The 13,935-nt window shown below is 40.5% G+C and carries 15 protein-coding genes; 1 reads left to right on the forward strand and 14 read right to left on the reverse strand.

The features are described from left to right. Positions 1 to 8 precede the first annotated feature (8 nt). From NY014_RS01345 to NY014_RS01405, 13 genes are all read right to left on the reverse strand, one after another. Positions 9 to 740: a DUF2092 domain-containing protein gene (locus tag NY014_RS01345; RefSeq protein ID WP_259412730.1), complete on the reverse strand. Its 732-nt coding sequence runs from the start codon at positions 738 to 740 to the stop codon at positions 9 to 11. Positions 741 to 850: 110 nt separating this feature from the next. Continuing rightward, positions 851 to 1,402 carry a GNAT family N-acetyltransferase gene (locus NY014_RS01350; RefSeq protein WP_259412731.1) on the reverse strand — a complete coding sequence of 184 codons (552 nt, stop codon included), beginning with the start codon at positions 1,400 to 1,402 and terminating at the stop codon, positions 851 to 853. Between the two features lie 102 nt (positions 1,403 to 1,504). Beyond that, entirely contained in the window at positions 1,505 to 2,467 is a 963-nt protein-coding gene (locus tag NY014_RS01355) for a transketolase family protein (protein ID WP_259412732.1), read from the reverse strand. A 23-nt stretch (positions 2,468 to 2,490) separates the two neighbouring features. Continuing rightward, positions 2,491 to 3,342 (reverse strand): transketolase, encoded by an 852-nt coding sequence (locus NY014_RS01360; RefSeq protein ID WP_259412733.1) that lies wholly within the window; start codon positions 3,340 to 3,342, stop codon positions 2,491 to 2,493. A 12-nt stretch (positions 3,343 to 3,354) separates the two neighbouring features. Continuing rightward, a complete protein-coding gene (gene bcp / locus NY014_RS01365; protein ID WP_259412734.1) occupies positions 3,355 to 3,804 on the reverse strand; it encodes a thioredoxin-dependent thiol peroxidase in 450 nt (149 codons plus the stop codon). A 27-nt stretch (positions 3,805 to 3,831) separates the two neighbouring features. Beyond that, on the reverse strand, positions 3,832 to 5,709 hold the full coding sequence (locus NY014_RS01370; RefSeq protein WP_259412735.1) for a M23 family metallopeptidase: 1,878 nt from the start codon (positions 5,707 to 5,709) through the stop codon (positions 3,832 to 3,834). Further along, positions 5,696 to 6,307: a fumarylacetoacetate hydrolase family protein gene (locus NY014_RS01375; protein ID WP_259412736.1), complete on the reverse strand. Its 612-nt coding sequence runs from the start codon at positions 6,305 to 6,307 to the stop codon at positions 5,696 to 5,698. Before NY014_RS01375 ends, NY014_RS01370 begins: the two co-directional genes overlap by 14 nt. 125 nt (positions 6,308 to 6,432) lie before the next feature. Next, the gene (locus tag NY014_RS01380) at positions 6,433 to 7,113 is read right to left on the reverse strand and encodes a DUF4377 domain-containing protein (RefSeq protein WP_259412737.1); all 681 of its coding nucleotides are present in this window, start codon (positions 7,111 to 7,113) and stop codon (positions 6,433 to 6,435) included. Then, positions 7,110 to 7,829 carry an SGNH/GDSL hydrolase family protein gene (locus tag NY014_RS01385; protein ID WP_259412738.1) on the reverse strand — a complete coding sequence of 240 codons (720 nt, stop codon included), beginning with the start codon at positions 7,827 to 7,829 and terminating at the stop codon, positions 7,110 to 7,112. The genes NY014_RS01380 and NY014_RS01385 overlap by 4 nt, the downstream gene beginning before the upstream one ends. Further along, complete coding sequence (locus NY014_RS01390) at positions 7,826 to 8,872, reverse strand: S66 peptidase family protein (RefSeq protein WP_259412739.1); 1,047 nt, start codon at positions 8,870 to 8,872, stop codon at positions 7,826 to 7,828. The genes NY014_RS01385 and NY014_RS01390 overlap by 4 nt, the downstream gene beginning before the upstream one ends. Positions 8,873 to 8,950: 78 nt before the next feature. After that, positions 8,951 to 10,252, reverse strand: a complete 1,302-nt coding sequence (locus NY014_RS01395; RefSeq protein ID WP_259412740.1) for a D-alanyl-D-alanine carboxypeptidase/D-alanyl-D-alanine-endopeptidase — start codon at positions 10,250 to 10,252, stop codon at positions 8,951 to 8,953. Then, entirely contained in the window at positions 10,253 to 10,633 is a 381-nt protein-coding gene (locus NY014_RS01400; RefSeq protein ID WP_259412741.1) for a DUF423 domain-containing protein, read from the reverse strand. 44 nt (positions 10,634 to 10,677) lie between these two features. Next, a complete protein-coding gene (locus tag NY014_RS01405) occupies positions 10,678 to 11,349 on the reverse strand; it encodes a YggS family pyridoxal phosphate-dependent enzyme (protein ID WP_259412742.1) in 672 nt (223 codons plus the stop codon). A gap of 300 nt (positions 11,350 to 11,649) precedes the next feature. On the opposite strand from NY014_RS01405, the gene NY014_RS01410 reads away from it, so the two are divergent. Continuing rightward, complete coding sequence (locus NY014_RS01410) at positions 11,650 to 12,639, forward strand: SH3 domain-containing protein (protein ID WP_259412743.1); 990 nt, start codon at positions 11,650 to 11,652, stop codon at positions 12,637 to 12,639. An 83-nt stretch (positions 12,640 to 12,722) separates the two neighbouring features. On the opposite strand, the gene ald is transcribed toward NY014_RS01410, so the two are convergent. After that, the gene (gene ald, locus NY014_RS01415; protein WP_259412744.1) at positions 12,723 to 13,835 is read right to left on the reverse strand and encodes an alanine dehydrogenase; all 1,113 of its coding nucleotides are present in this window, start codon (positions 13,833 to 13,835) and stop codon (positions 12,723 to 12,725) included. Positions 13,836 to 13,935 lie beyond the last annotated feature (100 nt).

Raw genomic sequence — 13,935 nt, forward strand, 5'->3', positions numbered from 1 at the left:
TGTTGGAATTATTGGTTTTTTTGGAGCCAGATAATCTGTCTAGAATTAGGCGGTGGTAAAAATTCAAAAATGGTCTGAGGATAAATCTCATTGCTTTCCCAATTATCAAAATTCACCTCCATTTGCCTAGCATAAGGTTCGCCAAAATAGGTGAGGACAACTTTTTTAGGTTTCATTTCCAAATCTTGATGAATCCAAAGTTGGAAACTTAAGTCAGCATTGGCTCCGCCAATATGATAGTATTCTATTCCATCTAGATAGGCAGTTCCTAAAAACTCCAAGTAATCCATGTTTTCTACTAGCGAAATAGTAAAATCAGGATAAAGGAAATCAGCAAATAACAAATGAACTCCAAAGGATTGATCGAGCCAATCCAGCATTTCCAATGTGCTATTTGGTGCGTCTGCAGCTGTGTAATAATTATCTTCTTTTACATAATAGATGGCTTGTTCTCCATTGTATAAGAAAAACCTATCCTTTCCCTGATTGGAGATTTTTGCTGCCATTTTATTTTTTCCCTGAAAAATAAACTCGGCGTTTTTAAACTCTTTGATAAAAAAATTATCGGAAAATGCGACATCTTCTGAAATCTGGGTAGTAAACTTTAAAGAGTTCAATTGCCCGAAATATTCTCCTACTTTATCTAAAATGAGAAGAGCAGTGGAATCATGAAAAGTCGTCTGTGAATAAATACTTTGGGAAAGAAAAATGCCCAAAACAAAAACAAATAATTTCTTCATAATATGAGGTTTAATCTAAAATCGGAAAAAAATCGGAGAAAAAAGCTGAAGAAGGAATTTTGAATCGTTATGATTCACTGAATTTTGGCAAAACTTGAAATTTCATTGAATTATTCTTTAACCTCTTTTTTCATGATATGAATCAGCCGGTATTCAGGTAAAATCCTCTCGAAAGGCAAGACATAGCTATGGACAATTTGATAGCCCATTTTTTCATAGAATCGTAATGCTTGGGGTTGACAGGCCATGGCTTCCAACCAGAGATTTTCAAGCCCATTTTCTTTGGCAACTAATTCTCCGTATTCCATCAAAAACTTTCCTAAACCTGTTCCATGATAATCAGCGTCGAGATAAAGTCTATGGATTTTTAATGCATTTGGTATTTCCGTTTCTCTTGGTGAAAAGGGATAGTCATATTTAAAAATACCTGCCTTTTTTCCATTGACTTCTACAAAAAAATAGTGGGATCTTTCCCTACATAACTCCTTATCAAGTGTTTTTTGGCAGTATATCAAATCCAGATACCAATCTCCGTCATCTACCCAAATGTAGCGGTAGGCCTCTTTGTAGATTTTACTCATCAAAGAGAAAAGCCTTGGCTGATCGGTAGATTGGATAGGGATGAGCTTAACCTCTCCAAGTTTTGGAAGATGAAAAATCAAGGTTTTGAGTTTTGTTATTTATATCCAAATATGAATGCTAGAAATGAAAAAACCACAGAAAAAGAATCTGTGGTTTTTTGATGATAGGATATTGTTTCACTTTTATTTTCTCTCAATTGCTCTTTTGGCAGCCTTGACGATGTTTTCAGCATTTAATCCGTACTTTTCCAACAATTGAGCGGGAGTGCCGGACTCACCGAACTGATCATAAACCCCTACATATTCCAATGGAGCAGGATGATGTAGGATTAAAGTTTGAGCAATACTATCTCCCAAACCTCCGTTGATTTGGTGCTCTTCAGCAGAAACAGCACAACCTGTTTTAGCAACAGATTCCAAAATCGCTTCCTGATCCAAAGGCTTGATAGTGTGGATATTGATCACTTCAGCGTGAATGCCTTCTTCTCGAAGCATGGCCTCGGCAACCACTGCTTCCCAAACCAAATGACCGGTAGCAAAAATAGTCACGTCTTTTCCATCGATCATTTTCCAGGCTTTGCCAATTTCGAATTTTTGGTCAGCGGGAGTGAAGATAGGCCAACTTGGTCTACCAAATCGCAAATAAACTGGGCCATGATGATCAGCAATTGCGATAGTTGCCGCTTTGGTCTGATTGTAATCGCATGGGTTGATAACAGTCATATTTGGAAGCATCTTCATCATACCCACATCTTCCAAAATCTGGTGAGTAGCACCATCTTCACCCAAAGTCAAACCCGCATGTGATGCGCAGATTTTAACGTTCTTTTCAGAATAGGCTACAGATTGTCGAATTTGATCGTAAACACGACCTGTCGCGAAATTGGCAAAGGTGCCTGCAAAAGGGATTTTTCCTCCAATTGTCATTCCCGCAGCCAATCCAATCATATTTGCTTCAGCAATTCCGGTTTGGAAAAAGCGATCTGGAAATTCCTTTTGGAAAGCTCCCATTTTGAGTGAACCAATCAAGTCAGCACAAAGTCCCACTACATTGGGATTCTTTCTACCTACTTCCAAAAATCCGTCTCCAAAACCTGAACGGGTATCTTTTTTCTCAGTATATGTGAATTTTAAGTCTAAGCTCATCTTCTTTTCTTTTGTGTGGGAAATCAATAGTCACCAAGGGTTTCTTCCAATTGGCTTAAGGCATCAGCAAGCTGCTCGTCATTTGGAGGGGAGCCGTGCCATTTATGCGTGCCAACCATAAAGTCTACACCATAGCCCATCTCTGTGTAAAGTAGGTTTAGAATTGGTTTCCCTTTACCAGTCATGGATTTTGCTTTTTCCAATCCATCTAAAACAGACTGCAGATCATTTCCATTTTTTATTTCATTGACTTCCCATCCAAAAGCCTCCCATTTGGCCTTTAGATTTTTCAAGTCCATTACTTTTTCCGTAGGGCCATCGATTTGCTGACCATTATAATCAACCGTTGCGATGAGATTATCTACTTTATAATGAGCTCCATACAAGGCAGCTTCCCAGATTTGGCCTTCCTGTAATTCACCGTCTCCCATCAGAACGTAGACTAGACTATCATCACTATTCAACTTCTTGGCTTGAGCTGCTCCAATAGCCACAGATAGACCCTGTCCAAGAGAGCCTGAAGCTATTCGGATTCCTGGCAATCCTTCCTCCGTAGCCGGATGACCCTGCAATCGGGAATTGATTTTTCTAAATGTCCGAAGTTCCTCGATAGGGAAGTAGCCGCTTCGAGCCAAAACAGAATACCATCCGGCTGAAAGGTGACCATTGGATAAGAAAAATAGATCTTCACCTTTTCCATCCATATTGAAATCTGGATTGTGGCGAAGTTTGTCAAAATAAAGGCCTACAAAAAATTCTGCGCATCCCAAGGGTGCACCCGGGTGACCGGATTGGACGGCATGTACCATTCGGAGTACATCCCGACGCATCTGGGTACAGATTTTTTGAAGTTGTTCGATAGCTAGTTTTTCCATTAGGCTGGGTGTTTAATGAAGAATTTGTGCTGTATGATCTTTGGTTTTCACCTTGTCGATGATTTCGGCGATTTTTCCATCCTCGTCAATGACAAAGGTGGTTCGGGCAGTTCCCATATACTTTCTTCCGTACATGGATTTTTCTACCCAAGTGCCATAAAGTTCGTGAACTTTCTTGTCCTCATCCGCAATCAAGGAGAAAGGCAATTCTTGCTTTTCGATAAATTTTTGATGGGATTTTTCAGAATCAGAACTGATTCCCAAAACCACATATCCGGCTTTTTGCAGAGCTTCGTAATTATCTCTTAGGTTGCATGCCTGAGCAGTACATCCCGGAGTATTGTCCTTTGGGTAAAAATATAAAATGACTTTTTTGCCCCGAAAATCAGAAAGTTTGATGGTTTCCCCGGTTTGGATTTTTGCTTCAAAATCAGGAGCCATTTGGCCTACTTCTAGTGACATAGTTTTTTTAGGTTTAAATTAAAATTATCAAGAAATGGTCCCTTTCCATTCGCTGACGTTTCCAGCTTGGTCCGTGACCCTCAGTATAACTTGACCTGTCAAAGGTTGTTTATCCAAGGTTTCTGACCAAATCAGGGATTTCTTGTGTTCATATCGCATCAAAACCCACTTTCCATCCACGAAAGCTTCGAAACCCTTAATTCCTGAAAGTTCGTCTCGGATGGTAAAACGAATTTCATCTCTACTGATTCTAGCTGGACGAATGATTGGGCCAGTTTTGTCTTCAGCAAGGGTAAAAGTACCAAAAATTCTGGTCGAAAACCGAATAGATGCATCCTCCCAAGTGCCTCCTACAAAAGATTTTCTTCCACTTGGACTTACTTGGTACACATGGGTCCGGCTTTTATCATAATTTCCAGCTGATACATTCCAGAGAACTTCCATGGAATTCCAGAGATATTCTTCCGTGTCGTTGATTTGGAGACGTGGATTAGTGGAGGAGCCATTCTCAGAAATTCTAAGATATAAATCCTCTAATAGCGTATTTTCTTCGAATCGAATCTGTACTGACTTTTCTGCAAACAGATGCTCTTGCCCAACAGGGATTCGCTGTTTTACTTCCGGAATAACCACCTCGGAGCAAATGTCAACCTCTTCCGGAATTCCGAATCGCATATCCCATAAATAAACTCGCGTCTGATCATCCTGATAGGAAGGTAACATTTCAAAAATTCTGCTTCCTACATAGAATTTCGCCAGTCCTCCCAAATTACTGTTCGGAGCTTCGATTTTGAGAATATTTCCCTGATAATCAACTTGAGCGCGTTGAGGAGTTGCTGCCAAATTCACAAAAAACTCCTGGTCTTTTCCCAAAAGCTTGAAGTCTATTTTTCGCTCATTTCCGTAAGCATCTCGCAAGCGAAGTTGATAATTCACTCGCTCTCCAATGCCAGCTTCGAGATGGCCAGTAACGGGAGTTTTTGGGAAAAAATAATCAAACTTCAACTCCGGCTGGAAATAAAGTTTGGTGAATCGGTTTTGGTGGGTATGGAGTAAGAATTGCCGCGTGAAATTAAAATCTACCTTATCCACTGACATGGAAAAGGTCAAGGAGTCGTTTTTCCAAAGCTCGAAGTGGGGGAAACCATTTCTGTTACTTGCCCCATCCAGCTGATCAAAACTTCTAATTTCCACGCCAACTCTTCCGGTTATTTCTATGGTTTGAGGAATGGAATAATGAGTCCCGTTTTTCACTAAGGTAAATTCTCTTCTTGCAAATTCCCCATTGATTCTCGAATTGATATCCAAAGGAACGAGGGCGATGGTCTGCGGAGTAGGAGGGATATTGTCCAGAATTTCAGGAAAGCCAAATTGGAGTGGATCCATGGCTCGATCGAGGCTGTCTCGGATTTCGAAATGTAAGTGAGGACCACCGGAGCTTCCGGAATTACCTCCGTTAGCGATCAGCTCTCCTTTTTTTACAGGCAATTCTCCAGGTGCAGGCATGAGTTCCAACTCATTCACCTGTCGTTTATACATCTCTTCGATGATGTAGCGCTGTAGCTTGGGGATGAAATTGCGAAGATGTCCATAGACCGTGATATGTCCAGTTGGATGCTTGAGGTAAATGACATTTCCATAGCCGTAGGTGGAGATTTTGATTCGATGAACCCATCCGTCAGCTGCGGCATAAATTGGTTCGCCTTCCACTCCTCCAAACTTGTAGTCCAAGCCCGTATGAAAGTGATTAGGGCGAAGTTCAGAGAAATTTCCAGAAAGGTAATTTCTTCCTCCAGGTTTGACTGGGGAACGGAAATAATCCTGAATGATCTCCTGAGACCTAGCGCTTAGGATGGAAAGGAAAAAGACGACAAGAAAGTTGGAAAAAGCCTTATTTAACTTCAAAGTCCAGCATTTTTTGGTTTTGGATAAATCCTTCCAAGTGATCTCCAATTTGAACCGGGCCTACGCCGGCAGGGGTTCCTGTATAAATTAGATCTCCTTTCTTAAGTGTGAAAAATTGGGAAACATATTCGATGACGGTGCCGAAGTCAAATAGCATTAAGCTGGTATTTCCCTTTTGCCGCAATTCTCCATTTATCGTCAAATGAAAATCCAGATTTTCCAGAGATTCAATATCCGAAACAGGCATAAAGTCACCAATTGGAGCCGAGCCATTGAATGCCTTGGCAATTTCCCAAGGAAGGCCTTTTGCTTTGCATTGATCTTGAAGGTCACGAGCAGTAAAATCAATTCCAAGGCCGATTTCTTCAAAGTATCGGTTGGCAAATTTTTTCTGAATGTATTTACCCTCTTTGCTGATTTTCAAAACCAGCTCAACTTCATGGTGAATGTTTTTTGAGAAATCAGGAAAGAAGAACGGTGCACCATTTTTCAAAAGTGCTGTATCCGGTTTTAGAAAGACAACAGGATTGCCCGGTTTTTCATTTTTAAGTTCTTCAATATGAGCCGCATAATTTCGGCCTATGCAAATGATCTTCATAGATTTGAATGAATTATCAAGGAATAAAATTAATGGATTCGGCTAGGGATTCTTCGAATTCGACCAACTTTCTGAGGAATGGTTGAAAGCATGGATTGGCTGCTGGATGAATTAAACCCTTCCTGTCAATCAACTTCCATAAAGCGGATTAATTCCCTTCCCTCTGAATCGAAAAAGACTAGTTCCTTATCTTCAATTTTATAAGTTCTCGTCTCAATCAGAGCCTTGCTTAATTCCTGTTCGGTTGTCATATCAGGACACGCCATCATCGTAGTTGCACCGGGACTTAATATTAATTTCTCTCCATCATTTTCAAGGATTTCTCCTCGGATTGTATTACAACTCAAGTTCCCGAAATAGGTGTTTTCACTCGCATTGAATTCAAAAATCAAGTCCTCCCCACTTTTTAAATCCTGTAGGAATTCGGTCTCTCCAACTTTGATGACTTTCCAGCTATTCGTTAGCCGAAGACTTGGATCAGTTAGCTTTTGAATCAGTTCTAAAAGCTTGTAAACTTTGGATGAGGCATCGGCAGGAATGGGCTCAGCTTTATCAGAAACAAGGACTTTTATTTTGTAAAGATTTCCTGGCTCGTAATCAAAACCTTCAATTTGATCATAGAAAAGTTGCCAGTTTTGCCTATCCAATTCTTCTCCTTTAAATATCTGATAACAGGTTTGTGGACCCACCCCTGTACATTCAACTTTGGCTGAATTGATCCACCAAGTTTCAACGGTCCCTTCAGGTTGGGATTGACAAGCAATTAGGAGCAGAAAAGAAATAGCTAGGAAAAGAAGGTTTTTCATGGGTTTGGATAGATGGTAACAATATGGTCAAATAGCTTATCGGTCCAGCGTTCATAGACTTTTCCACTTGGGTGGAGGTCATCAGGAGCGACCATCTCAGGTTGGTTGCCAATCGCTCGATAATTCTCAGTGATATCAATAAATTTCACTCCAAACTTGTTGCATATTGCTTTCTTGGTGTCGTTGTAGGCATCGATTTCTGCTTTGACTTTTTCCTGATTTGTGCCTCGCTTGCTTGCAAAAGGAGTCACACCCCAGTCTGGAATAGATAGCACTACTACGTGATCGGGAAGATTTCCTGCAAATCCTATCGCTCTTCTCAACATTTGCTCAAAGTCAACCCGAAACTCATCAACGGATCTACCTCTGTATTGGTTGTTGACACCGATTAAAAGCGTGACTAGATCATATGGTTCTCCAGTCGGAGCTGCTTGATTGATACCATCATCGAGTTCATCCACAGTCCAGCCCGTCTTTGCAATGATTTCAGCATCAAGCCAAGGGGTGGAGGTTTCCTGGTTAAGCCTTCGGACTAATTGATTCGGATAGCGATCCTCTTCTGATACGCCTTCTCCAATCGTGTAACTATCCCCTAAAGCCAAATAGCTTTTACTTTCGATTTTCATTCCCGTAAATTCAGTTTCGCTGCTTTTAGGACCAGAAGGATTGCAGGCTGCAAACCCTAAAATAAATCCGGCTAAATGCATCCATTTCATGACTCTTTAAAAATTGGTTCTTTCAATGTAAAATTACCCATTTCAGCATTCATTTCCACCAGTGCTCCATGTGGTACGATAAACTGTTTGGAAATGTGACCGATCATGGCTCCACTATAAGCCGGGATTTTTAATGGGAGTATATAATCATCCAAAACTTGATCTACTGTCAAACTACCATATCCGCCGCCCGGTTCACAATCATTGCATTGGCCGAAAATGAACCCTTTGATTTTGTCTAAAGTTCCATTCAAGCGCAAGGTACTCATCATCCGATCGATTCTGTAGGGATCTTCTCCAATGTCTTCAATGAATAAAATAGCATTCTGAAAATCAGTGTAATAAGGAGTTCCTGATAAAGCTGTGAGTACAGTAAGATTTCCACCAAGAATTCGTCCACTGACTGTCCCGGGATAAAGTGTTTGAATTCGATTTGACTTGATGACTAAGTCGTCTCCCTTGGTTTGCTCATTTTGAAATTGAAGCAATTCCTGATCGAAGAAAAGCTGCTCAAATTGTTTGACATTGAAGCTGTTCCAGCTTCCGGTACCGTTTGGACCATGAAAGGAAATTAAACCTGTTTGGGAAAAAATGGCCTGATGTAAAGCGGTGATATCGGAGTAGCCTAGGAGAGGTTTTGGGTTTTTTTTGATTAAGGAATAATCAATCAATGGTAAAATCCGAGCTGCCCCCGAACCACCTCTGATACAGATGATGGCTTTTACCTCTGGATCAGCAAACATGCTGTTTAAATCTGCAGCCCGTTCCTCATCTGTACCTGCCAAATAACCTCGGCGATTCTGCAAGTTTTTACCTAATTTGACTTTAAAGCCTAGGGCTTCCATTGCCTCTTTGGCGAAGGTAAATTGCATCCGGTCGGCTGTTGCTGCCGAAGGACTAATCAATCCTACTGTATCGCCTTTTTTAATCGGGTTTGGGTAACGGGGTTTTTTCGCGAATTCATCTTTTTCGATGGAAAATCCCATAAATGGAAGACTCGCTGCCGCAATTCCTAAACTTTTTATAAAGGTTCTTTTTTGCATGGGGACTGGATTTGGATAATGGTTATTTCATTATTTCGAAAAGGAAAGGGCAAAATACCAATAAATCGAATGTTTTGCTTAGAGCATGTTCCGAAGCATCACGAGGACTTTTTCCATTTCCCGACGAACTTCGGAGGCTTTCCAAGGATAGTTGGAATTCATAAATGAAAAAGCGTACTGTTTGCCGCTTTTGCATTTGATTAGCCCCACCAAACTGTGATTATTGCTCATGGTACCGGTTTTGGCAAATATGTAAGGGGTGGGAGCTTTGTATTCATTTTCTATTGTTCCAGAAACTCCTCCAGTCGGCAATAAGTCCAAAAGCATTTCATCAGGGACGATTCGATACAATTTTTCAAATAGAGCTATCATCGTACGGGGAGTGAATAAATTGTATCGACTTAAACCACTCCCATCCACCCAAATAGGTCCGTCAGGAAGATCATATAGGTAGTTTTCAATCAAATATTCAATGGTTCGTTCAGTATCGATTTCTCCAAAAAGTCGATCTGAAACCATGAAAAGCAATTGCTCTGCAAGAAAATTGTCGCTTTCCAGCATCATTTCTTTGAGAATGGGAAAAAGGGGAGTACCTCTCCAAACTTCATGGTCATCAGGAAGACTGTCTGCTTGATAAATCCATTTTTTTCCGGTTTCATCTGCTGCTAACTCAATGAATAATTCGGGTGAGGTTATAAGAGGTAAGTAGTCTTCTCTTCCTCGATAGAAATCAGGATTGTAGTAAAATTCATTTTTGTGAAAATCCCGCTCCATATCCTTGATTTCCCTTTTGGTAGAATGGATTTTACTTTGAAATTTTTTTGGGAAAACCTGAGGATTTCTCTTTCCGGGAAAAATGTGGAGTAAATTCCCGTGAATTGGAAGGCTACTTCGTTCGGCAGAATAATAGTACAAATAATCATCCCACTGCCAACCCAAGCCCCAAGCAGGGGATTTTACATTGGCATCTGAAAATTGGATAACGGAATAGGGAGCGAAGAACTCTTCGAAGTCAGGTTGGGGAAGATTCAGGTAATTCCAGCTAGGATCTCCTGAACCCCAAACTTTCAATGTGTCTCCTGAAACGACATATCGCAAAGTCTGAGTAGAATCATTCAATATCAGTAAACTTGCGAAAAGTGTAAAAAGCTTAGTAGTCGATGCAGGAGTGAATCTGATTTGAGAGTTTTTTTCAAAAAGAACCTGCTGAGAATCCAAATCATATAATACAAAACCTGTCAAATGCCCACCAAAAAAGCCCGTTTCCTGGAATGCATTCTCAACCCTTTCATACTGACTTCTAGAAAGCTGAGAATAACTTGGAATGGCAGAAAATAAAAGCCCAAAAATCAGAAGGTATACCTTGGCTTTCTGATACATTTATTTGTTCTTTTTCATAGCCCAAAAAAGCCCCAGCCAACCCAGAATAAATGCAACTCCGCCGATTGGAGTGATCGCGCCTAGCCAAGTAATTCCGAAAATAGAGAGAATGTATAAGGATCCGGAAAAGATAATAATTCCGATCAATAGGTTAATCGCTGAGAAGTTGAGTCCTCTCCAATCAGGCTTGAGGACTGCTAATATTCCTACCAAGAATATTGCTAGAGAATGGTAAAAGTGGTATTTCACTGCTGTTTCAAACGTATCAACCCGTCCATTTTTCAAAAGTGTAGCCTCTAGGCCATGTGCTCCAAAAGCCCCAATTGCCACGGCAAGTGCTCCCAAAATTGCAGCTAGTTGGATGATTTGCTTTCCGTTCATACAGATAAAATAGGTTTGAGGATAAAAGATGATGAAAAATTCAATTAATAGTTTCTTGCTCCGAAAATAGCTGAACCGATTCGGACCATGGTGCTACCTTCTTCCTGAGCTATGAGGTAATCCCCGCTCATTCCCATGGATAATTCTTCCAATTGTACGAAATCAGGAAGGTCTTTGGTTTTGAGCTCTTCGAAAAGATTTTTCAGTCCTCTGAATTCCTTTCTGATTTGCTCTTCATTTTCGGTGAAAGTCGCCATTCCCATCAAGCCTCGGATGATGACATGTTCAAGTTGCTGAAATTCCGGGTCTGTGAGCATTTCTTCCAATTCATTTTTGTCAAAACCGAATTTACTTTCCTCCTCAGCTATATGGATTTGAAGTAAAACTGGAATTTTCCGCCCTACTTTTTTGCCTTGTTTTTCGATTTCTTTTAGTAATTTGAAGGAGTCTACTCCATGGATCAAATGGACAAATGAGGCGATGTACTTGACTTTGTTTCGCTGCAAATGACCAATCATGTGCCATCGCACATCATCTGGCATTTGCGGTTGTTTTTCTTGGATTTCCTGAACTTTATTTTCTCCAAAATCCCTAATTCCAGCATTATAAGCCCGCATCAATAGCTCTACCGGTTTGGTTTTACTTACTGCAACCAGTTGGCATTGAGGGTTTTTGAATGAATTTTTTACCGCTTCAAGGTTTGCTTTGATATCCATTTTCTATTTTTAGAATAAGATTTTTAGAAAAACAGCCTCAACAAAGATATGGCGATCATCAGTACTTTGCTAAAAAAAGGGGTTCGGCTGGGAGAAAGTTTGGAGGTGCCGGATAGCAATTCTTGTTTGTGGTTTTTAATAGCATAAAAGTAAATTTTTAGATAAATAGATGACTAATAGAATTTTTATTTAAACCAGTTTCAGTGGATTAATATTCACTAATTAGTTTATAGTCAGTCTATTCCACGATTTTTTGTAACTTAAATGCTAACCTTTTTATTCACTATTACCTTTTAAGATATGGATTCGAAATATGGATTTTTGAAAATGAACCTTGCGGAATTTGAAAATTGGATCAATTCCCAACGAATCGCTCGGACAATTCTCTATGTTCAACAGCATCATACCTGGGTTCCAAATTATTCCCATTTCAATGGAAATAATCATTTTGAAAGGCAATTAGCCATGAAAAACCATCATGTGGGATCAAATGGATGGAGTGATATCGGCCAGCATTTTACGATTTTTCCGGATGGAATGATTGTGACGGGTAGATCTCTAGAAGCAACTCCGGCCTGTATATACGGAAATAATCAGCATTCAATCTGCTTTGAGCATTTGGGGAACTTTGATATTGGTGGGGATCAAATGACAAATGAACAGCGAAACTCCATCATTCGAACAACTGCCTTGATTTGTCAGAAATTCAATCTTCCCGTAAATCCCATCAATATTATTTACCATCATTGGTTTGAATTAGGTACGGGAAGAAGAAATGATGGTTCGGGGAATAATAAATCCTGTCCGGGTACTAACTTCTTTGGTGGTAATAAGGTGCAGGATTTTAATCAAAACTTTGCTCCTTTGATACAGCGGGAGCTTTCAGGAAATCCCCTTCCGCCTGTACCATCTGATCTTCGGTATGGAGTTGTTACGGCAAACCTTTTGAATGTTCGGGTTGCTCCCACAGGTTCAGCAGCTAAGGCTAGTGACCGGAATCCAGTGGCTCGGGGTGCTGTTCTTCGAATCTATGATGAGGTGAACAACTGGCTAAAAATCTCTAGAAGCCAATCGCATTGGGTGTATAATCGGTATGTGGAGGAAGTAAAAAGAGCAACTGTCAATGCCTCAGTGCTTCGAGTGAGAAGTGGGCCCGGGACTTCTTATTCAATTGTAGGAAACCTGCCCAAATCCGAGGAAGTGTTTATTTCTGAGGAAAGTAATGGCTGGTGTAAGTTGGCACTAGAAGAAAAATGGCTGAGTAAGCAATACTTGGATTTCGTGGCATAATATCTATCCTAAGAATTTTTTAAGAAGCATAAAAAATCCCCTTAGTGAAGGCTAAGGGGATTTTTATAATAGGCCTAAATGGTTTAAAGATATTTCTCAACTGGAACGTAATCCATTCCGAATGCATCAGCTACAGCTTTGTAGACAATGTCTCCGTTGATCACGTTCAAACCTGGAACCAATTCCTTGTTTTCCTGAGCTGCTTTTTTCCATCCCTTATCTGCCAATTGAATAGCATAAGGTAGGGTAGCATTTGTCAAGGCTAGGGTAGAAGTATAAGGAACAGCACCTGGCATATTAGCAACGCAGTAGTGGACTACATCGTCGATGATGAAAGTTGGGTTTTCGTGTGTAGTTGGCTTACAAGTTTCGATACATCCGCCTTGATCCACTGCCACGTCAACAAGCACAGTTCCTGGCTTCATGTCTTTCAACATGTCACGAGTGATCAAGTGAGGTGCTTTTGCACCTGGAATCAACACTGCACCGATGATCAAATCAGCAGACTTAATCATTTCACGGATATTGTACTCATTAGACATCATGGTGTTCACATTGGCAGGCATGACATCATCCAAGTAACGCATACGTGGAAGAGAAACATCCATGATGGTGACATCTGCGCCTAATCCGGCTGCCATCCAAGCAGCTTGAGTACCAACAACACCGCCTCCTAAAATCAATACTTTGGCAGGCAATACCCCAGGCACCCCACCCAAAAGGATTCCTCGTCCTTTTAGAGGTTTTTCTAGGTAGTTTGCACCTTTTTGGATAGCCATTCTACCGGCCACTTCAGACATAGGGACTAAAAGAGGTAGGCTTCTGTCAGCTTTTTCTACAGTTTCATAAGCCAAACAAACCGCTTTGCTCGCAACCATTGCCTTGGTAAGAGGCTCGTAAGAAGCAAAGTGGAAATAGGTGAACAAAAGTTGATTTTCCTTAATTAAGGCATATTCAGGTTCAATTGGCTCCTTTACTTTAATAATCATCTCTGCGATTTCGTAGGTCGCTTCAATGGTAGGTAGGATTTTTGCTCCTGCGGCTTCGTAAGCTTCATCAGAAAATCCACTTCCTTCTCCAGCTGTATGCTGTACGTAAACAGTATGGCCTCTTTTTACCAATTCCTTCGCTCCTGCAGGAGTAAGAGCAACTCGGTTTTCATTGTTTTTGATTTCCTTTGGAACACCTATTATCATGGCTAGCTTGATTTGGATTTATATTGGCGCAAAGATAATCAGGGAGAGGGTTAGGAATGCAATTTTTAGAATAGTATTTGGTATGATTTTGAAAAATTTT

Source organism: Algoriphagus limi (assembly GCF_024919275.1).
Classification (GTDB): Bacteria; Bacteroidota; Bacteroidia; order Cytophagales; family Cyclobacteriaceae; genus Algoriphagus; species Algoriphagus limi.

Bases quoted from the DNA above. Each gene is read 5' to 3' on its own strand.
- NY014_RS01360 (WP_259412733.1), bottom strand. From the start codon at position 3,342: ATGGAAAAACTAGCTATCGAACAACTTCAAAAAATCTGTACCCAGATG.
- NY014_RS01355 (WP_259412732.1), bottom strand. From the start codon at position 2,467: ATGAGCTTAGACTTAAAATTCACATATACTGAGAAAAAAGATACCCGT.
- NY014_RS01345 (WP_259412730.1), bottom strand. From the start codon at position 740: ATGAAGAAATTATTTGTTTTTGTTTTGGGCATTTTTCTTTCCCAAAGT.
- NY014_RS01395 (WP_259412740.1), bottom strand. From the start codon at position 10,252: ATGTATCAGAAAGCCAAGGTATACCTTCTGATTTTTGGGCTTTTATTT.
- NY014_RS01405 (WP_259412742.1), bottom strand. From the start codon at position 11,349: ATGGATATCAAAGCAAACCTTGAAGCGGTAAAAAATTCATTCAAAAAC.
- NY014_RS01385 (WP_259412738.1), bottom strand. From the start codon at position 7,829: ATGAAATGGATGCATTTAGCCGGATTTATTTTAGGGTTTGCAGCCTGC.
- NY014_RS01375 (WP_259412736.1), bottom strand. From the start codon at position 6,307: ATGAAGATCATTTGCATAGGCCGAAATTATGCGGCTCATATTGAAGAA.
- NY014_RS01380 (WP_259412737.1), bottom strand. From the start codon at position 7,113: ATGAAAAACCTTCTTTTCCTAGCTATTTCTTTTCTGCTCCTAATTGCT.
- ald (WP_259412744.1), bottom strand. From the start codon at position 13,835: ATGATAATAGGTGTTCCAAAGGAAATCAAAAACAATGAAAACCGAGTT.
- NY014_RS01400 (WP_259412741.1), bottom strand. From the start codon at position 10,633: ATGAACGGAAAGCAAATCATCCAACTAGCTGCAATTTTGGGAGCACTT.
- NY014_RS01410 (WP_259412743.1), top strand. From the start codon at position 11,650: ATGGATTCGAAATATGGATTTTTGAAAATGAACCTTGCGGAATTTGAA.
- bcp (WP_259412734.1), bottom strand. From the start codon at position 3,804: ATGTCACTAGAAGTAGGCCAAATGGCTCCTGATTTTGAAGCAAAAATC.
- NY014_RS01390 (WP_259412739.1), bottom strand. From the start codon at position 8,872: ATGCAAAAAAGAACCTTTATAAAAAGTTTAGGAATTGCGGCAGCGAGT.